At 42.0% G+C, this 20,340-nt stretch carries 19 protein-coding genes; 5 read left to right on the plus strand and 14 right to left on the minus strand.

Translation table 11 applies throughout. The features are described from left to right. Window positions 1-74: 74 nt before the first annotated feature. Both HNR31_RS13155 and HNR31_RS13160 read right to left on the minus strand, forming a co-directional pair. The gene (locus HNR31_RS13155) at window positions 75-359 is read right to left on the minus strand and encodes a hypothetical protein (protein WP_181556688.1); all 285 of its coding nucleotides are present in this window, start codon (window positions 357-359) and stop codon (window positions 75-77) included. A gap of 288 nt (window positions 360-647) precedes the next feature. Then, window positions 648-1,106 (minus strand): helix-turn-helix domain-containing protein, encoded by a 459-nt coding sequence (locus tag HNR31_RS13160; protein ID WP_181556689.1) that lies wholly within the window; start codon window positions 1,104-1,106, stop codon window positions 648-650. A gap of 173 nt (window positions 1,107-1,279) precedes the next feature. Here HNR31_RS13160 and HNR31_RS13165 point away from each other — a divergent pair, with 173 nt between their 5' ends. Next, window positions 1,280-1,711: a GNAT family N-acetyltransferase gene (locus tag HNR31_RS13165; RefSeq protein ID WP_181556690.1), complete on the plus strand. Its 432-nt coding sequence runs from the start codon at window positions 1,280-1,282 to the stop codon at window positions 1,709-1,711. A gap of 37 nt (window positions 1,712-1,748) precedes the next feature. On the opposite strand, the gene HNR31_RS13170 is transcribed toward HNR31_RS13165, so the two are convergent. Together HNR31_RS13170 and HNR31_RS13175 are read right to left on the minus strand one after the other, a co-directional pair. Next, window positions 1,749-3,899 carry a DNA topoisomerase III gene (locus tag HNR31_RS13170; protein ID WP_181556691.1) on the minus strand — a complete coding sequence of 717 codons (2,151 nt, stop codon included), beginning with the start codon at window positions 3,897-3,899 and terminating at the stop codon, window positions 1,749-1,751. A gap of 33 nt (window positions 3,900-3,932) precedes the next feature. Next, a complete protein-coding gene (locus tag HNR31_RS13175) occupies window positions 3,933-4,835 on the minus strand; it encodes an aldo/keto reductase (RefSeq protein ID WP_181556692.1) in 903 nt (300 codons plus the stop codon). 147 nt (window positions 4,836-4,982) lie between these two features. Here HNR31_RS13175 and pepF point away from each other — a divergent pair, with 147 nt between their 5' ends. After that, entirely contained in the window at window positions 4,983-6,851 is a 1,869-nt protein-coding gene (gene pepF, locus HNR31_RS13180) for an oligoendopeptidase F (RefSeq protein WP_374058312.1), read from the plus strand. A gap of 43 nt (window positions 6,852-6,894) precedes the next feature. On the opposite strand, the gene yidC is transcribed toward pepF, so the two are convergent. The 5 genes from yidC to HNR31_RS13205 form a co-directional block, all read right to left on the minus strand. After that, window positions 6,895-7,656 (minus strand): membrane protein insertase YidC, encoded by a 762-nt coding sequence (yidC, locus tag HNR31_RS13185; protein ID WP_181556693.1) that lies wholly within the window; start codon window positions 7,654-7,656, stop codon window positions 6,895-6,897. Beyond that, entirely contained in the window at window positions 7,571-7,963 is a 393-nt protein-coding gene (locus tag HNR31_RS13190; protein ID WP_181556694.1) for a hypothetical protein, read from the minus strand. The genes yidC and HNR31_RS13190 overlap by 86 nt, the downstream gene beginning before the upstream one ends. Window positions 7,964-8,052: 89 nt before the next feature. Further along, a complete protein-coding gene (locus tag HNR31_RS13195; protein ID WP_181556695.1) occupies window positions 8,053-8,562 on the minus strand; it encodes a metal-dependent hydrolase in 510 nt (169 codons plus the stop codon). A 267-nt stretch (window positions 8,563-8,829) separates the two neighbouring features. Continuing rightward, window positions 8,830-9,627 (minus strand): uroporphyrinogen-III synthase, encoded by a 798-nt coding sequence (locus HNR31_RS13200; RefSeq protein ID WP_181556696.1) that lies wholly within the window; start codon window positions 9,625-9,627, stop codon window positions 8,830-8,832. A gap of 116 nt (window positions 9,628-9,743) precedes the next feature. Further along, window positions 9,744-9,989, minus strand: a complete 246-nt coding sequence (locus tag HNR31_RS13205; protein ID WP_181556697.1) for a hypothetical protein — start codon at window positions 9,987-9,989, stop codon at window positions 9,744-9,746. 536 nt (window positions 9,990-10,525) lie between these two features. On the opposite strand from HNR31_RS13205, the gene HNR31_RS13210 reads away from it, so the two are divergent. Beyond that, a complete protein-coding gene (locus HNR31_RS13210) occupies window positions 10,526-11,824 on the plus strand; it encodes an ATP-binding protein (protein ID WP_181556698.1) in 1,299 nt (432 codons plus the stop codon). A 495-nt stretch (window positions 11,825-12,319) separates the two neighbouring features. Further along, window positions 12,320-13,066 (plus strand): type I methionyl aminopeptidase, encoded by a 747-nt coding sequence (gene map / locus HNR31_RS13215; protein ID WP_181556699.1) that lies wholly within the window; start codon window positions 12,320-12,322, stop codon window positions 13,064-13,066. A gap of 170 nt (window positions 13,067-13,236) precedes the next feature. On the opposite strand, the gene HNR31_RS13220 is transcribed toward map, so the two are convergent. Both HNR31_RS13220 and HNR31_RS13225 read right to left on the minus strand, forming a co-directional pair. After that, window positions 13,237-14,988, minus strand: a complete 1,752-nt coding sequence (locus tag HNR31_RS13220; RefSeq protein WP_181556700.1) for a methyl-accepting chemotaxis protein — start codon at window positions 14,986-14,988, stop codon at window positions 13,237-13,239. A 93-nt stretch (window positions 14,989-15,081) separates the two neighbouring features. After that, complete coding sequence (locus HNR31_RS13225) at window positions 15,082-15,483, minus strand: secondary thiamine-phosphate synthase enzyme YjbQ (RefSeq protein ID WP_181556701.1); 402 nt, start codon at window positions 15,481-15,483, stop codon at window positions 15,082-15,084. 94 nt (window positions 15,484-15,577) lie between these two features. Between HNR31_RS13225 and HNR31_RS13230 the strand changes: the two genes are divergently transcribed. Next, the gene (locus HNR31_RS13230) at window positions 15,578-16,510 is read left to right on the plus strand and encodes an MBL fold metallo-hydrolase (RefSeq protein ID WP_181556702.1); all 933 of its coding nucleotides are present in this window, start codon (window positions 15,578-15,580) and stop codon (window positions 16,508-16,510) included. Between the two features lie 82 nt (window positions 16,511-16,592). On the opposite strand, the gene HNR31_RS13235 is transcribed toward HNR31_RS13230, so the two are convergent. The 3 genes from HNR31_RS13235 to HNR31_RS13245 form a co-directional block, all read right to left on the minus strand. Next, window positions 16,593-17,441: a TIGR03943 family putative permease subunit gene (locus tag HNR31_RS13235; RefSeq protein WP_181556703.1), complete on the minus strand. Its 849-nt coding sequence runs from the start codon at window positions 17,439-17,441 to the stop codon at window positions 16,593-16,595. Between the two features lie 13 nt (window positions 17,442-17,454). Continuing rightward, a complete protein-coding gene (locus HNR31_RS13240) occupies window positions 17,455-18,354 on the minus strand; it encodes a permease (protein WP_374058313.1) in 900 nt (299 codons plus the stop codon). A 112-nt stretch (window positions 18,355-18,466) separates the two neighbouring features. Then, complete coding sequence (locus tag HNR31_RS13245) at window positions 18,467-20,329, minus strand: PTS fructose transporter subunit IIABC (protein WP_181556704.1); 1,863 nt, start codon at window positions 20,327-20,329, stop codon at window positions 18,467-18,469. Between the last annotated feature and the right edge of the window lie 11 nt (window positions 20,330-20,340).

Below are 20,340 nucleotides of genomic sequence, written 5' to 3' on the forward strand. Positions count from 1 at the left end.
AAAACTAGGCCTTCGAGAAGAAAGACGCTTCAAAAATCAGTTAAATTTAGAAAACAGCGTATATATCGGCGATGTTACTGTTTTTGTAAACGTCTCTCCAAATAATCAGCAAACATGACGAAACTAATAGCACAAATGACGGCCACGTACGGGCTAAGATGGTGCTTCTCTAACTCTTCTACCGCCTCCTTCTCTATTAACAGTTTTCCTTTCCCCAACTTATCGATATCGGATTTTGCGAGCGGCAGCGGTTTCGTAAGCGAGCAGATTCCCAGAGCCCCCGTATCGCCATGCTCGTAAACAAGATCGTCCCTCCCGATCCGCAACCCTCTCATCAAAGCCGATATAAACGACAACATGCGTTTTGTTCACTCTTCTTCACGTACGGCCGACTGAAAAGATCACCACACGCATCCCCCGGTTCGTTTCTTTTTGTTTCACACGTACACACGACTTCTCCCGAAAGCTTTTGCTGAACTCTTCCGCCGGTGAACGAGGAGGAACCACGAACAGGCGCCAATCGGTGTTTCTCGGCGCGCAAAACAAAATAAAAAGATGACACTCTATAACAACATCACACTCGCTTCATCGAATCACCCTTTTTTTCTAGTTAGTCGCGCAAAAGGAATGATTCGTTACAAGCAACTTTACATGGCTCCTTTGGCTAATTCCTCAAGCCGCTTTAATGCTTCTTCTTTATCAAAAGAGCTATACCATCGATCATTATACTCGTCTAAAATACGATAATGCTTGCTGATGATGTTTTGCTGCAGGCGAAACGGCCCCATCCGCTTAATTTCCTTCCACCATACTTTTCCACCTAGCGTTTTTCCTTTCGGCACGTCGATTTCTTCATGGGCAACCGTTTCAATCACTTCAAGTGGCGTGTCGCCAAGAAGCGATTCAATAATTTCGCTGTCGCGGAATAATGCGCATAGAGCGACCACTTGCGTCCAACTTGCCTGCGTCCGTCCTTTTTCAATTTGGACGAGCGTTTTTTTCGAAATCCCTAATACTTCTGCCATCTTATCTTGTGTATATCCCTTTTCCGTGCGAATCAGCTTCATTTTGCTTGAAAGAAGGTCGATTAATTCTTGTTTATCCATGTTTCTCCCCTCTTTTGTTGACATAATAAAATTATTGTTTATAAAATGGATGTTCTTTTATAAGTGTAATATTACAAGTTTTGTTTATACTCGTAAATATCATGATTTTTATATTGTCTTTTGTGTTCATGTTGATTATAATTCATTGAAAACTAGAGAGGAGAAAACAGGACTTGTTTCAAATCATCGAATATATACAAGAACCTTTTACTCTTTCAACAGATCAAACAAAAATACAGATTGATCGTGTATGTGAATTTCTCGCACAATCGTATTGGGCAAAAACAAGAGGCCGCGACACCATAATAAAGTCGATTGAACATTCACTATGCTTTTCTCTCTTTCACGAACAGACACAAATTGGATTTGCAAGGGTGATCACAGACGGAGCAACGTTTGCCTATTTGTGCGATGTATTCGTCGATGAAGCATATCGCGGAAAAGGGCTTGGAAAATGGATGTTACAATGCCTATTACAGCACCCTGACCTTATCCACATCCGCCGCGTTTTACTAGCCACCCAAGACGCCCATGGACTTTACCGGCAGTTTGGATTTCAGTCATTGCAAGAACCAGAGCGGTTTATGGAAAAACTGCACGAGTAGTAAACACCCCCTCCGTTTGATTGGAGGGGGTGAATGATTAATTTGGAAACGAAAAAGAAAGTTTTTTCTGTTCGTTATCCCAAATTAAGTAAGCATCAAACATTTTCTCTCCTTTTTTAAATCCTTTGATTACATCTGTCTTACCATGTTGCAGCAGCTTTTTCACATTCGTTTGAGAAATCCTTTTACCGAGAATCTTTTTGGAAATGGTGAACGGACATTTCGTTTTGGCATAATTCGTGCATCCGTAAAATTCTCCTTTATCAATCACTGTTCCATCACATAGTTTGCATTTGCCAATCGGTTTTCCAAGCGTCGCTTTTGACGTTGTGCGCTGTATTGTCTCGGTATTCAATCCGGTAAAGTCCCAGCTCTTTGACATTTCCAGCGCATCCTCAATGATTTTCGTCGATAGCTTCTTCACTTGTTCCATAAAATGAGCCGCTGACGCTTTTCCTTCACCGATTTCGCTTAGACGCTGTTCCCATTTCGCCGTCATTTCCGGTGAGGCTAAAATTTTATTACCAATCGCTTCGATTAACACTTTCGCTTTATCTGTTGCATATACTTGATTTTTCTTTACTTCGATATACTTTCTCTCTTTTAGCATCGTAATGATCCCTGCGCGAGTCGCTTCCGTACCGAGCCCTTCTGTTTTCGCAAGCACTTTTTCCAATTCTTCATTGTCGAGAAATTTCCCCGCTGTTTTCATGAGCGTAATGAGTTGGCCTTCCGTATAACGTTTCGGCGGCTGCGTTTTTCCTTCTTTTACGTCGACGTTGGCAACATAACCTTGCTCTCCTTCGTAGAGAAGAGGGAGAGCCGTGACATCGTCATCATCGCGCTGAAAGATCACTTTGCGCCATCCTTCTTGCACTTCTTGTTTTCCTTTCGAAACAAATTCCGCCCGTTGATCGACGAGAGTAATCACAGTTGTATAGTCAAAGATCGCCTGTTCATAATGGGCAGCAATGAGACGGCGCACGATTAAATCATAGATTTTCCGTTCATCATTTGATAATTTCTTAGGGTCAGTCACTTGTTCCGTTGGGATGATCGCATAGTGATCCGTCACCTTTTTTTCATTCACATATCGCTTATTGTGAAGAATCGAAGCATTCGGAAGCGGGAAAAACGGTTGATAATCAGGAAACGCGCTTAATTTTTGCAAAATCTCAGGAAATGTCTCTGCTTCTCCCCTTGTCACATAGTTGGAATCGGAACGGGGATATGACACAATCCCTTTTTGATATAGGCTTTGCAGTACATCAAGCGTCTTTTTCGGCGAAAATTGATAGAGCTTGTTCGCCGTTGCCTGAAGCGATGACAAATTAAATAAGAGCGGCGGCTGAAACGTTTTTCGTTCCGTTTTTACCTCTTTCACTTCTGCTTGTTTGTTTTGGCAAAATTCGGCGATTTTCTGAGCTAATCGTTCATCCTTTAAGCGAGATTCACTCTCTTTTGCCCATTTTCCTTCATATTGCTTCCCATCGATATTGAAGGTAGCCACTACTTCCCAAAATGGCTCTGATTGAAAATTTTCAATCTCTTTCTCACGTTTCACGATCAACGCCAATGTTGGCGTTTGAACTCGCCCAGCGGAAAAGACGTCATTCATTCCTTTTTGTTTTAATAAAATGCTGTAAATGCGCGACGCATTCATGCCGACGAGCCAATCGGCACAGGCGCGTGCGTATGCTTCCTCATATAAGTTGCGCGTCTCTCGTTCATCTAATAGTTGTCGAAATCCTTCGTAAATCGCCTTTGGAGTCAATGAGGAAATCCACAGCCGTTTCATCGGTTTTTTGACGCCGCTCATGTGAATGATATTGCGAACGATTAACTCTCCTTCACGCCCAGCGTCTCCGGCATGAATGATCTCCGTCACTTCCGGCTTTCTCAGCAGCTCTTTAATAGTGTGAAATTGCTTTGCCTTTGCTTTTTCAACTTCGTATTGAAACCTCTCTGGAATGATTGGAAGCGTATCAAGCTTCCATTGTTTCCACTCCGGACGATAACGTTCAGGCGGGGCGAGTTGAAAAAGGTGACCAACTGCCCATGTCATGTATGCACCTTTTGGAAAGAGCTCATTCGGAAAAATTTCAATATAACCCTGATGTTTTTTCGTTTGAAAAATCGAAGCTAATGTCGCGCCTTGGTCTGGCTTTTCAGCAATAATGACTTTCATCGCTTGTTTCTCCTTGTTGTTCATTCCTGCTTTTTACGGCACCTCATGTCCCATGGAGCTATGCAAAATATCAAACCATTGTTGACGATCCATCGATAATTCAAGAGCGCGAATCGCACTGAGAATGCGCTCTTTTTTCCCTGATCCGACAATCGGCATAATCCGCGCCGGGTGAACGAGCAGCCATGCATATAACACTTCGTCAATATTCGTTGCATTGAGCTCCTCTTTCACCTTTTCCAGCGTGTTTCTTAAACGAATCGCTTTTTCATCGTCAGCTGTAAAAATTTTCCCACCAGCAAGCGGTGACCACGCCATCGGTGGAATCCGTTTTTCTTGGCATAAATCTAACGTACCGTCTTCGATATTTTCAAGATTGTAAGCAGACACTTCGATTTGATTCGTCACTAGCGGGAAATCTAAATACGACTGCAACATATTGAATTGCGAGCGTTTAAAGTTCGAGACGCCAAAATAGCGGACTTTTCCTTCTCGTTTTAGTTGCGTAAACGCTTCTGCCACTTCCTCCGGATTCATAAACGGGTCAGGCCGATGAATAAGCAATACATCTATGTACTCAGTTTGAAAGTTTTTTAATGATTGATGAACGGACTCAATAATATGTTGTCTGCTTGTATCATAATGTTTAAGGCGATGCTCCGGACGGTTTTTCGCTACTAACTTGATGCCGCATTTCGTGACGATTTCGATTTGGTCGCGCAGCTCAGGCTTTAACGCCAACGCCTCTCCAAATAATGCTTCGCACGTATATCCTCCGTAAATATCAGCATGATCGAACGTGGTAATTCCTTGTTCTATACAAAACTCAATGAGTTGTAAAATTTCTTCTTTTGAATAATTCCATTCCGCTAACCGCCATAAACCATGAATCACTCGCGAAAATGTTAAATCTTCCGCTAAACGTATGCGTTCCAATTTATTGTCCTCCTTTAGTTTATTACCGTTAATGATGATGATATTTGACACGTTCCTCGATATTCCTGCTTTCGTTTCGAGTAAGCTTCCTGTTTTTGTACATACTACCTATAACAACGGTAAAAACAGGAAAGGAAGTTATGACAAATGAGAACTATGTGTTGTGTATTGCTCGCAACATGGATGAGCATCGTCCCTCTTCATACCCAAGCAGCCAAAGCAAACATTGAGCCAGAATATACATGGAACATTGCCGATATTTACCCTTCTCAAGCCGCTTTTCATAAAGATTATAAAGCTGTCGAGGACGCCTTACCCCAATTATCATCCTATCAAGGAAAGCTCCATGATGAAACAAATGTGGCAACCCTGTTTGCATTAAACGAAAAATTGTCACGGAAGCTCGAAAAGCTATCTCTTTACGCCCATCTACAGCAGGATATAAATATTGAAGACAAAACGGCAGCGCACTTAAAAGCGAAAGTTGAAACCCTTGCATCACGGTACGCGGCAGCAACCGCGTTTATCGAGCCGGAACTTTTAGCCCTTCCTAAAGACAAATTAACAGCGATCAAAAACAGCAAACATCTCAAACAATACAAGCGGTATTTTGACGAGCTGCTTGAACAAAAAGCGCATACCCTTTCGAAAAAAGAAGAGCAGCTGCTTGCTAGGATCGCTCCGATCACAAACGATCCAGAAAACATTTATAACAATGCCTCTCGCGGAGATTATACACCGCCTGTCATGCACACGCCAGACGGAAAAACGATTCAGCTAACGGAAGGAAACTATGTAAAAGCGCTGGAGCATCCGGATCGAGACTACCGGAAACGGGCGTTTCAGACGTTTTTTCATAGCTACGAGTCGATCAAAAATACGTCTGCTGCTACGCTATACGCCTCTGTCAAAGCGGACGAATTGTATGCGAAAGCGCGACGATACCCATCTGGGCTTGACGCAGCTTTATCTTCCGATGATGTGCCAAAGCACGTCTTTACGAATCTCATCACTTCCGTCAACAACCATTTGCCTTCCCTACATCGGTATATTGAGCTGCGCAAACAAGTGTTACGTGTCGAAAAGGTACATAGCTACGATATGCATGTTCCACTTGTGAGCCAATCGGTAGCAAAAACAATGAAATTTTCCATCAGCGAAGCACAAGAACTCATCCTCAAAGGATTACAGCCGCTTGGGAAAGAATACGTATCCAATGTCCGGCATGCCTTTGAACATCGTTGGCTTGATGTATATCCGCGTCCGAAAAAATATACAGGCGCGTATAATACAGGAGCCTATGACACTCATCCATTTCTTTTGTTAAATTACGATAATTCCCTCGATGGCATGTTAACGATTGCTCACGAAATCGGTCACGCGATGAATTCCGTATATACGAATCAAAAGCAACCTTATTACTATTCTGGCCAGTCGATTTTTACCGCCGAAGTCGCCTCAACAGCCAATGAATGGCTGATGATGGATTACCTTATGCAGCGAGCGAAAACGGATGAAGAAAAGCTGTATTTATTAAATCAACAAATTGATCAAATTCGCGGAACGGTGTACACACAAGTAATGTATTCCGAATTTGAACAAGCGATTCACAAGAAAGTGGGGCAAGGCGAAAGTTTAACGGCGGAGGAACTCAACACATTGTGGCTCAATTTGCTCAAAAAATATTATGGTCCCGCCTATGCAGCGGACCCGGAAGCAGCGCTCGGCTGGCTGCGCATTCCCCATTTTTACGACGCCTTTTACGTCTATAAATACGCTACATCACTCGCCGCTTCGTTTGAACTTGTGAAACAAATAAAAGAAGATCCAACAGGAACAGCAACAAAGCGCTATTTGCGATTTTTAAGTGCCGGGACATCCGATGATCCTATTCCATTATTGCAAAAAGCAGGCGTTGATATGACGTCGCCTGAGCCGCTAAACAACCTGTTCACCTACTTCGACTCGCTTGTCAATGAAATGGAGAAAATTCTTCGCAAACAAGGGAATTTGTAAAACGAAGTAAGCCGCTTCCAACGTGGTGGAAGCGGCTTACTCTTTATGACGCTTGTCCGTTTTTCGCCACTATCACTGATTTCAACTGCATGCGCAAAATCAGTGATTGAATGATCGAAAAACAACCGCCGACAACCCAGTAAAGCGATAAAGCTGATGGGACAGAGCTCGCGCCAATGAAAATCATCACAGGCATAATATATGACATCATCATCGTTTGCGGCGATTTTTCCGCAGTCATCGACGGTGAAATACGCAATGAAATAAACGTCGTTACGCTAGCAAGAATCGGCAAAATGAAATACGGGTCCGTATGACCGAGCTGTACCCATAAAAACGAATGAAGCTTAATTTCTTGCGTACGCGAAATCGCATAATAAAGGGCCATAAAAATCGGCATTTGAATAAGCGCTGGCATACATCCGCTCATCGGATTAATTCCATGCTTTTGGTATAAAAGCATCATTTCTTGTTGTAATTTTCTCTGTGTCTCTACATCGTTGCCTTTATACTTTTGTTGCAACTTTTGAATTTCTGGACGAAGCTTTTGCATCGCTACCGTTGTTTTAAACTGCTTTAACATGAGCGGCAATAAGCAAAAGCGAACGATTAACGTCAACGTAATAATCGCTAATCCATAATTATTTCCAAAAAAGTGCCCCAATGTCAAAAGAAGCTTCGACATTGGATACACAAAATAATGATCCCATACTCCTTGGCTATGCTCCGTAATCGGCGCATTGCGGTTGCAACCACTCAACAATCCCACGATCCCTAGCAAAAAGAAAATCCATTTTTTCTTCATATGCATCTACGGCCTCCTTGTTAGTTTCATTGATGAATGAACAAACAAGGAGCCTACTTCCTTCTTCATCGGAAACGTGCGATCGTTCACGCGCTGGGATTTTCCGTTGTCGCGATGTAAAGAAGCGACGAGCCGGGAAAAACAAGCAGAAGCGGTATCCGCTATCAACCTCCTGCTCAAAGTAACCAAGCGCGACATCATATAAAAATGCTTTTGTTTGCCGGTGCTGAGTGATATAGCACTTCATCGCGACAAACAAAGCACTGACAAGCGGCAAATACGTCAGTATGTCGACGGGCGTCTCCATTGACCCCACCTCTTTTCTATCATCAAAAATCTCTCGTACATAAACATAGCAGATTCTGCAAGGAAAGAAAAGAAGAATGTGCAGAATGACTAGTGAACAAAGCCGCTAATCGATTGCAACCATTCCGTAAATAATTCGTATTTCATGCCGACATAAATCAGCAACGAAAACGCTAGATAAAAAATCATCGTTTCCGAAAAACTTCCTGTCCGATATAATGGAATTTTATACCGCTTCGTTTGAAACGGCCATAAAAGCGGTACCCCTTGAACAGAAAAAAAATCTTCCATAATATGAAACAAATACCCAAGCACAAAGCCAATGGAAAATAAAGAAGACGACTCAAACGTAACAACAAGCGCTATCACTGCCCACACGAGAAGCGAATGCGTCATGCCACGGTGGCCAAACGCTTCCTTCACTTTGCCGGACACTCCAAAGGAACGCCGGCCAACATATGAATTCGGTTCATCGATATCCGGAAGTAAACTTCCGATGACAATGCCTGCTGTATAGCTTGCTGTAAACGAAAGCGGCGTTTGTGACGCCACCGCCGCTCCCATTAGTAACGATGTGACAATATGACTATGGTAGCGCAATAACCATCACCTACGTGTTGAAAACTTTTCTTTTTAATTATAGCACACGCAAAAGAATATTTGTTCGTTTTTTCTTTAAAAGACTTTCGCTCTCTATGACACTTAGTGTCGTCTCCCGCGATGTATATGCAACAAAGACATTCATCTCTTTTTGCCACTTTTGGTACGAATTTATGCCTCCAAAGGTTTCAAATTGATATAGTCAATGATAAAAAACACGACTTCCCGTTTCTCTAGAGAGCCGTGTTTAACTTTTTACGTAAGATATTATTTCCCCTTAAAATATCGCGACAATTCCACAATCATTGCCCCCATCCGTTCCAACTCAGGGGAGACGACGCGAGCTACTCCTTCCTCATGAAGCGCTTCTGCTGTTACTTTTCCCACCGCACATGCGACGACTCGTTCCGCAAACGCGCGGCGGAATTTGTCGATATCTTTTTGCTCCTTCACAAACGAGAATAAAAAGCGAACTTGCATCGCTGCTGTAAAACAAACAGCGTCAACTTTATGATCAATAATTTCTTCAGACAACTGCTCAAGAACATCGGAATCCGGTGCCACGTGTCGATATGGGAGCAACTCCGTATACACCGCACCATTTTCGTAAAGAAACTGCTTCAACGTCGGTGCAGTGTCCCCATGCAATTGTACGACAACATTTTTCCCAGTAAAAGAAAACGGCTGAAGTGAACGAATCAGTCCCTTTGTCGTGCCATCATCACTTGCGGCAACAGGGGAAATTCCGATTTTCTTTAGCGCGGCAACTGTCTTATATCCCCGCACTGCTACATTCGCTTGACCAATCGTCTCCAGCCACTCCTCTTTCACTCCCTCGCGTTCCGCCGACTCTATTAACGTCTCCACTCCAACACCCGTCGTGAAAATCATCCAATCTGGGCGCATCGCGATGACCGTACGGATTTCTTCTCCTAACTCATCTTCTTTCGAAAACACCGTTCCTTGTGCCGAACGAACAAGCGGGATGCCTCCTTGCTTTTCAATGAGGGCTTTCATTTCCTCTAATTTTCTTGAGGCGCATAGTACAATTCGTTTCCCTTCCAATGCTTCTTCCTCCCCCTTACAGCTAGTGATTTCATTCTAAAATACAATCCTATCATTCGGCAATAAGAAAAAGGAACGGTCTCTCCTTCGTCGGTAGAGTCCGCTCCCTTCCCAATCTAATGTGTATGTACGAATTTCTCATCTCTTATATCAAAAGAACCGTAAATACGCGTTGGCCGAATCGAAATAATGTCATCTAAGCAAATGTTGGTCAATCTCATCTTTCGGTTATAGACAAACAGCTTTCGCGTATCTTTATATAACTTGACAGGTAAAAATGTCGCTTCTCCTTGATGTGTCTTAATTTTCACCGGTTGTTTTTGTTGAATCCACGTCATTAATTGCTTATATGTCTCCCTCATTATATGACAATCCCCCTTCTACATGACGTTACATTAAAAATTATAAAAATAAAACAGGGGAAGAATAAACGAAAAAAAATCAACAAATTCCTAACGAAATCGCGCATTTGTCGTTTATTGAATAAAGTTGAGCACGAGGAACTTTTCTCGTGCTTGATATCGTATTATCGATATAACAACACGCATGCAGCTGTTCGGTCAGCACCTCACCAACACTGCGAAATTTCAATCCATATCTTATTATTAGAACGCTACAGACCTTCACCAGCGATTGCTTTCGTAAGACTTGCTATCGTCAAACAGCGGTACGTTGTTGTTAAAAACTAACTATGCTTTCTAATTTTAAATAGTTTTTATTGATGAGATAAAAGCAGGATAGCAAACCTATCCTGTTTGTGTTGAAAAATAAAGATTTATGTCAAAAAAACTCTAATGATTCACTCTTAACATCCGACATGTTTTTTGTTTACAATGTAATATATTAATCAATCATTGTTAAAACTTTTTTATTGCACCAAACGAAAGAAGGTGTGTATATGGTTAATATTCTCAAAGACTTCCTGCTCAATTTATTTTTTATTCTTATTCCGATTTTCGTCGTTCCGTTATGGATTGAAGAGAAAAATGTCCCGGAAACAATCAAACAACATGTTTTATCTTTTTGTTCTGCTTTCGTCATTATCCTATGCATGATATTTCCTATCAGAATGGACACACACTATGTTTACGATTTACGTCAAATTCCACTCTGGTTAGGAAGTTTGTATAAAGGACCTGCTGCTAGCGTACTCCTCTGTTTCATCACAATTGGTTACCACTTCTTTTTCGGAGGGCGTGGTTTTACGATTACGGCCATTACATCGATTTTTATTACGCTCACTAGCATGATGTTATCAAAAAAGTTTTTGTCGCTATCCTCTAAATATCGTATTTTTCTAGCATGTTCCTTATCGGTTTTTTCGGGGGCGTTATCCGTCGCTTTAGGTCATCTGCTTTATGGGGTCCCGCCTACCTCTTTTTCTCTTTCACTCGTTTATTTACCGATTCAATCCATTTGCATGTTACTTACGTGCTATTTAAAAGAAATGTTATATAAAAATATTGCATTACGAAAACGGATTATTCGCGCAGAAAAAATGGAAGCCGTTAGTCATTTAGCAGCCTCGATTTCCCATGAAGTTCGAAATCCTCTTACTGCGGCGCGCGGATTTATGCAGCTTCTTGAGCAAGGGCAGCTATCAGCGGAAAAGCGGAAACAATACGTGCAAATTGCGATCGAAGAGCTTGACCGGGCTGAAGCGATTATCACTGATTATTTGACATTTGCGAAACCAGCTCCAGAATCTGTCGAAAAATTAAATGTAAAAACAGAAATTGAGCGCGTCATCGACCTTTTACGCCCGTTTGCTAACATGAATAGCGTCGAGTTTCAAACCTTGCTAGCTCCCTTCAACGTAAAAGGGGAGCGCGAAAAATTCCAACAATGTTTAATCAATATTATAAAAAACGCTATTGAAGCCATGCCAAATGGTGGCACATTGCAAATTTATGTTTCTATCGAAAATGGACGAGTGCTCATCCGCGTCTCCGATACGGGCATTGGCATGACCAAAGAGCAAATGGAACGGCTGGGAGAACCTTATTTTACAACAAAAGGAATTAAAGGAACGGGGCTTGGGATGATGGTAGTTTATCGTATTATTGAATCAATGAATGGAACCATTCACATTACGAGCGAGGTCAACAAGGGAACCGAAGTGTCCATCTATCTTCCGCTTGCACAATCTTGGAAAAATACAATCGCTAACGAACAAGAAAAAGTGTTTGCGACATAACAAAAAATGAAATACAGGAAAACTTCCGTTTTATTTATGTTATGCTGTTGTTCGAATTGAATACATATTGATCTAAAAAAATCCGGCTGTTTGAACCTGTTTCGTTTCGAACAGCCGCTTTTGTCCATATACCATCCTTGTTTCTTGAATTGCTGGGCATATGCGGTCCCTGACGCCTCATCTACATCAGCGAGTACCACCTTCGTTCCTTCACGGGCAAATAGAGCTGCTGTTTCTAATGCTGTTCCATTGTCCTCTTCACAGTAGTGATGTCGACATTTGCCTGACCGCATTGCTTATCTCCCCTGTTCAAGGGACTATTCCCTTGATTGCCTTACTTTTTTGCGAAATAACATTATGATTGTTTATTTCTCCAATTTTTTAATATTTCTTATTTTGGGCTTTAATTGAACATCATCTTTTTTGCTTCTCCTGCGCCATTATATTAAAATGAAAAACAACGAATACATCAAAAAAAGGAGAAGAAAAACTTCGATGATTAACTTAAAAACAGAAAGAGAAATTCAGCTAATGCATGAAGCGGGAAAATTGTTAGCTGCTTGCCATCAAGAAGTCGCAAAGCTCATTCATCCGGGAATCACGACGCTTGAGATTGACCGTTTCGTGGAAGAATTTCTGGCTCAACACGGCGCTGTCCCTGAACAAAAGGGATACAGAGGCTATCCGTATGCGACATGTGCTTCGATTAATGATGAAATATGCCACGGCTTTCCACGTAACGAACCTCTAAAAAATGGCGATATTGTTACTATTGATTTTGTAGTCAATTTACATGGAGCTCTTGCCGATTCGGCATGGACGTATCCAGTTGGCGAAATCAGCGAAGAAGTCAAAACGTTGCTTCATATCACAAAAGAATCCTTATATAAGGGCATTGAACAAGCCGTCGTCGGCAACCGAATTGGCGATATTGGCTATGCGATTCAGACATATGTGGAAACAAACGGTTTTTCTGTTGTTCGCGATTTTACTGGTCACGGGATCGGTCCAACCATTCATGAGGAACCCTTTATCCCTCATTTCGGGGAAAAAGGAAAAGGAATGCGGCTAAAAGAAGGCATGGTCATTACGATCGAACCAATGGTTAACATTGGAGATTGGCAAAGCAAAATGGACGACAACGGCTGGACGGCAAGAACCGTCGACGGCTCCTATTCTGCCCAATATGAGCATACGATTGCGATTACGAAAAATGGACCATTAATTTTAACAACACTTTGATAGTTGAAGATCATAATGATACAGGGCTAACCGAAAGAGAAAAGGTTAGCCCTAATCATTAGACTGCTGTTTATTTTCTCGCTGTTGTTCTAATATAAGTTTACATAATATAATTCCTGTCATCAAAACCATCGGTAGAAACAACGTTTCCTCATTCATTTCCACCTATCTTATAGTCGAAAACTTTCTACCGCTTTTTCCAACTTTTCCGTCACTCTTCCTACTTGCTGTGTGGATACTTCGATTTCTTCCATTGCTTTCATTTGTTTTTCGACGGCTTCCATGGCTTTTTGAATAGTTTGTGCCGTTTCTTTTGTTGAAGCGGCCGATTGCTCTACAGAAGCGGCAATTTCTTCAGAACCTGCCGACATTTCTTCCGTTACCGCTGATACTTCTTGAATCTCACCATTCGTTCGCTGCATGGCTTCTAAAATGGATCGGAACGTTACCCCCGCTTCATGTACAGATTTTGTTCCTTTTTCCATTTCATTCATGCCTCGTTGCATTTCGCTAACAGCTTCTTGAGCCGTTTGTTGGAACTGTTGAACCATTTGAGCGATCGTTTCGGTAGAACGCTTTGATTGCTCCGCTAGTTTTCGTACTTCATTGGCAACGACAGCAAATCCTTTTCCATGCTCTCCTGCACGCGCTGCTTCGATATTGGCATTCAAGGCTAGCAAGTTCGTTTGTTCGGCAATGGCAGTAATTACATCGAGAATTTTGCCGACTTTGACTACACGCTCGCCTAATTCAGCCATTTTACGGGATGTTTGTCGAACTGCATCGCTCATATGTTCCATTTGCTGCACAGCTCTTTCGATTTGCTCGTTACCTTGTTCCACTTGTTTCATGACATCATTCGAAAATTCAGCAACTATAGCAGAAGACTCCGCGATTTTTTGAACACCAATCGTCATTTCCTCAATCGCTGTAGCAGATTCATCCATGCTCACTTTTTGATGCTCAGCATGAGTAGACACGATGTGCATCGCTGCCATGATATCTTCATGACAACGTCGAACGTCCCCTATATTTTCGCTCAGCTTTTCGAATGATTGAACGGTTTCGTGCATGCTACGCGTAATGTCCTGTAACATTTCATCCATGCGACGAACCATTCGCTGAAATGAATGAAATAAACGAGCAATTTCATCTTGTCCTTTTACATTCACTTGATTAAGAGCATACTCAGCATGTTGAAGATCGCCTGACGCAATGTTTTCGGCTACCTTATCTAACAAGGCAAGCGGTTTTAGCCGTTTGCGAATCATCAAAAAGGAAAGGCTGCTCACCATCACAATTCCTATCACAAAAATGACGATAAATATTGGCAGTTGCCCCTTCAGAACTTTACTTTGAATGACACCGACTTTTTTTGCAGAAATATCGACTCCTAATATACCGATGACTTTTCCATTATAGATAATCGGAGCGAACGCAGATAAGTAGTCCCCGTACTTTGGATCGTGAACGATGTTCGTACTGCTTGATCCCCCTTTTAAAACAGGTACAATATCGTCATACTTCACAGTGCTTGCCGGTTCGCCAATCTTAGAAGCGACCTTAGAGTCTTTTGGCTGTCCGTCGATTAAAAGAGACAATTTCTTCGTTTCTTCATCTGCCTCTAACGTATACACATACAGCGCACCTGCTTTTTCGCGCAAATCATTTAATTCCTCACGTAATGACCAGTATGTATCATTTTCTTTTTTTTTCTGTAAAAACGCATAATAATCATCTGCGTTGAAATGTGAAACAAGATTTTGGGCTGTTTCAATGCCATATGAAGAAATAGTCTGTTCTACGGTTCGCTTCGTCATTTGAAAAAATAAGCCGATGTTAAAAATGAATAAAATTAGCATAAGACCAGCAATTAAAAAAAATAATTTGAATGCTAAATGTTTTTGTATCTTTTCCTTCATATATAAACCTCCTCACACAAAAATAATATATCTTTTTTGAGTATCAGCAACAATTTTTTTTCAAAGAAAAAAGCTGACTGATGATGTCAGCTTTTATCCGTTCCACACTTTAACAAAGAATGTTCGCTGGCGCGGACCGTCGTATTCGCAAAAGTAAACTCCCTGCCATGTTCCCAACAAAAGCTCGCCATTTGTAATAATGACGTGTTGTGAAGCGCCGACCGTACTTGCTTTCATGTGCGCCGCCGTATTTCCTTCCGCATGCCGGTCAAGCGGGTGTTCCCACGGATACGTTTCATCGAAGCGTCGCATCATATCCCGCTTCACATCCGGATCAGCGTTCTCGTTAATTGTAATACCTGCCGTTGTATGTGGACAATACACAATGGCAATTCCTTCTGATACACCCGCTTCACGGACTACCTGTTGGACGAAATGAGTAATGTCGATCATTTCATCTCGCTTTGTTGTTCGAATCGTAAATGATTGTAACATCTCGCTTCCTCACCCTGTATCAATGATTTGTCAAGAAAAAACCGTTTTTGCTACTCTTAAATTATAATCCAAGCGAAAAAAAGGATGAAGTGCAATGAGACAAAAACGGTATGAAAATTTGGACAGCGTCTCGACGAAAAAAACGTTTGCCGATTTTCGTCGATGGCAAAAAGAACGAAAAAACAAGAAAAAAGATCTTTCTTATCAAGTACCTCACGCCGGTACGCAAGAGTACATACAGCTTCATACTAATCGTTCACGCACGCTACTGGCATGGGTTGGACATTCAACATTCGTTATTCAGCTAAACGGCATAACGATCGTCACTGATCCCGTTTGGGCGATGCGAATGGGAACAGCAAAGCGACTAACCGCGCCGGGAATTGCGATAGATGATATGCCAAGTATAGATGTAGTGCTGATTTCTCATGGACATTACGATCATTTGCATTTCCCAAGCATCCGGAAGCTTAAAGGAAACCCTCATATTTTCGTTCCGGTCGGGCTTGGCCGCTTGTTTTTACGGAAAGGATATGAACACGTCACCGAATACTCTTGGTGGGAAGAAATGAAGTATCGCTCTGTGACGTTCACCTTTGTTCCGGCGCAACATTGGACAAGACGCACGTTATTCGATACGAATACATCCCATTGGGGAGGATGGGTCATTCAAGCGGACGATAAACCAACATTTTATTTTGCTGGTGACAGCGGTTATTTCCGCGGTTTTCGCGAGATTGGCGAACGCTTTTCCATCGACTATGCACTCCTGCCCATCGGTGCTTATGAACCAGAGTGGTTCATGGGACCGCAGCACGTCACTCCCGAAGAAGCGGTACAAGCGTTTCTTGACTGTCAGGCGAAAACATTTATCCCTATGCATTACGGAGCATTTCGTCTCGCTGACGATACGCCAAAAGAAGCACTCGACCGTTTGCTTAATGAATGGAAACGACGCCAACTCGAAATGGAACGTCTAAAATGTGTAAAGCTTGGCGAAGTGCTTGATTGCGACTTTCGTGATTAGACATATTTCCATTGAAAAAGCACCCGCAAAAAGCGGGTGCTTTTTCATAATAATATGGGTATGTCGAATCTCCTCTGCTTTTCTAATTATCATACCCACGAAACACGTACGGTTCTTTCGGCTGTTTTATTGGATGCCATGATTCTACTTCAACGTATGGAATCGTTGCATTATACGGTTGATAGTAAATCGTTGACAATTTTCCCTTTACATGAATCCATTCATCGTTGTTCAAATGGGGCGTTTCTGAAAACTCCGTTAACAGTCCATAGACTCCTGAATCCGCTACACAGTGAATAATGCCGAATCGAAGCAGGAATAATTGGTTGTTCTTCGTTGTTTGGTCATGATAAACAAATCCATCGAATTCAATCTCTTTATCACTGAACTGCCCCGGAAATTGATAAATTGTTTCCATCGCTTTTAAATAATTTTGATCATTCAGCACAAGATGAGAGTAATTCGAAAACTGTGCCAACTCTTTTCTCATCAGGGCATCATAGCCATCTTTGCCGTAATAAATACTTGTATCAGGGCGAAGAAATTGTCGTTGCACAAATGGGTCTTCGCTTTTTGTATCAAATCCCGGTATATGAAACCCTTTTGCCTTTACCATCTCTGAATCTAGCGTCGCAATCGGGAAAAGCAACGCGGAAACAATCGGAAAAATAAAGACGGCATAATTGAGCGCTTTTTTCCATCTTGCTTGTTCTTCATGATGATGGTGATGACAGCACGATTCATCGTGACACTGATGCTTCTCGGCTCGATTCGCAATCACAAATTGAATAATGGTTAAAAAAGCAAAGATAAAAATCGCGCTGAATGATAAATATGAATATCGCATATTAATATATCTGCTTATATCACCGGTTACGTGCAAGTGAAAAAATAAAAATGTAAAACCAAGTAAAATGTATGTGCGCAGCATTCGGCCTCCCCCCTTAAATAAACAGTGAACCAACAAATACAAAAATAGTAATATAAGCAATTAACACGATCACAAAACGCGTTTTAAACGACTGCAACAACATCAGCGTATTTTTTATATCTAACATAGGACCATACACTAAAAACGCAGCTAGTGCCCCAAATGAGAATGTGTTTTGAAAGGAAGAGGCGATAAACGCATCAGCTTCCGAACATAATGATAACACAAAAGCAAGCGCCATCATCACAAGAGAAGAAGATATCTTCCCTTGTCCGATCGCAAGAAGCGTGGACGTTTTGATATGCGTTTGCATCACCGCAGCCGTAAACGCACCAATGATCAAATATTTTCCTGATGAGAAAAATTCTTCAATCGTATGTTCAAGCGTCCCCATCCACTTTTCTTTTAACGACCGGGCAGGGGCCGCTTGAATAACTTCTTTTTTCCGTAATTGATCATCTTTGTATTGTATTGATAACAACAAGCCGATCGTCACCGCAACGATACATGAAAAAATCGAACGGTAAAGCACCATTTTGATATTGCTACCAAACGCGATATACGTCGAAAACAACACGATCGGATTGATGACAGGACCTGTTAGCATAAACGGAACCGCCGCATACAACGGCACCCCTTTTGCTACTAAACGGCGTGTAATTGGAACAATCCCGCATTCACAGGCAGGAAATAACGCCCCAATACACGTTGAATACACAACCGCTAAAACTTTATTTTTTGGTACCCATCTTTCTATCATCTCTTCGGTTACAAACATTTGAATAATCCCGGAGATAAAGACGCCAATTAATACAAAAGGCAATGATTCTATTAAAATACTAACAAAAATCGTATTGAGCTGAAGAAACGATTTCATCAAGACACAAGCTCCTTTAGTAATATTTACAACCATTTATTTTACCATGATTGAATCCATCCTTTCATGAAAATTTAATGAGATTTTGTTATTAAAAAAAGAAAACCGAGCAGGAAATATCCCACTCAGTTTTTGCTGACTTTATTTGTTATTCTTTCACTTCCCTTTTCCACAATCCAATCATAAGTGCTGTAACAATAGAACCGATCAAAATCGCCAGCACATATAACCACGAGCTTCCTTTCACGATTGGAATGACGAAAATTCCGCCATGCGGAGCTGGAAGACCGATTCCAAACAACATCGTTAACGCTCCCGCAATAGCAGAGCCGACAATAATAGAAGGAATGACACGCACTGGGTCAGCAGCAGCAAACGGAATCGCTCCTTCTGTAATAAACGATGCTCCCATGATATAGCATGTTTTTCCTGCTTCGCGTTCTGCTTTTGTAAATTTGTTTTTAAAGAACGTCGTCGCAAGCGCTAATCCTAATGGCGGTACCATCCCTCCTGCCATGATCGCTGCATGCGGTGCATAATTGCCGGCATCAATCATCGCAAGTCCAAATGTAAACGCTGCTTTATTAATCGGACCACCCATATCCACCGCCATCATTCCACCAAGAATTGCACCTAATAAGATCAAGTTGCCTGTTCCCATATTTTCAAGCCAATGTTTCATTCCGTCATTTAGCGCTTTGACCGGATCGACAACAACATACATCATGATAAGTCCCGTAATTAGAACACCAAATAATGGATAAAGCAATACTGGTTTAATTCCTTCAAGCGATTGCGGCAAGCGACTAAACAGTTTCTTTAGCCCAACGACTAAATAGCCAGCGAGGAAACCAGCAATTAAGCCTCCTAAAAAGCCGGCTCCACCGTTTGCTGCCATAAAACCGCCCACCATTCCCGGCGCAAAACCAGGGCGATCGGCAATACTCATCGCAATAAACCCAGCAAGAACCGGAATCATCAACGCAAACGCGCTGCCGCCACCAATATCCATCAATGCTTTCGCAATCGGGTTAAACGATGGGTCTTTCGGGTCAAATGCTTTAATACCGAAGATGAACGAAATCGCAATGAGAATACCGCCGCCAACAACGAACGGAAGCATATTGGATACACCGTTCATCAAATGCTTATAAAAACCGGTACGAGGCTTCGCTTGTGGCCTTTCTACTTTTGTTCCGCTTCCTTGGTAGATCGGCGCATCTTGTTGTAATGCTTGTTCAATGAGTTGTTCCGGTTTGCGAATCGCTTGTGCGACCGGTACTTGAATGACATGCTTGCCTCTGAACCGCTCCATTTCAACTTGTTTATCAGCCGCAACAATAACTGCGACTGCTTCTTCGATATCTTGTTCCGTTAATTTGTTTTTCACACCACTTGAACCGTTTGTTTCTACTTTGATGTCGACATTCATGTCTTTCGCTTTTGCCTTTAATGCATCTGCTGCCATATACGTATGGGCAATTCCTGTTGGACAAGCGGTAACAGCTACAACTTTTTTCCGTGACGACGCCGTTTGTTGGGTTTCTTCTTGTACTTCCGCTTCTTTTCGAGCAATCACCTCAATGACTTCCTCATCAGTTGAAGCGCTTTCAATTTGTGAACGAAAAGACGCGTCCATCAGCATCGTTGACAAGCGGGCTAACGCCTCTAAATGCGTATTGTTTGCCCCTTCTGGAGCGGCAATCATAAAAAACAAATAGCTAGGTTTCCCATCTAATGCATCGTAATCAATCCCGCTTTTAGAACGACCGAAGGCAACAGCAGGAGTTTTGACCGCTGCTGTTTTCGCATGAGGGATGGCAATGCCATCACCTACGCCTGTCGTGCTTTGCGCTTCACGAGCCAAAATCGATTCTTTAAATGCATGAGAATCGTGCAACACTCCCGCTTTATCCAGCTGTTGGACAAGCTCATCAATCACTTCCGCTTTCGTTCTTGCTTTTACATCAAGAACAATCGTTTCTTTCGTTAATAAATCCGTTATTTTCATATACACCAATC

The organism is Thermaerobacillus caldiproteolyticus, from assembly GCF_013761245.1.
Lineage (GTDB): Bacteria > Bacillota > Bacilli > Bacillales > Anoxybacillaceae > Thermaerobacillus > Thermaerobacillus caldiproteolyticus.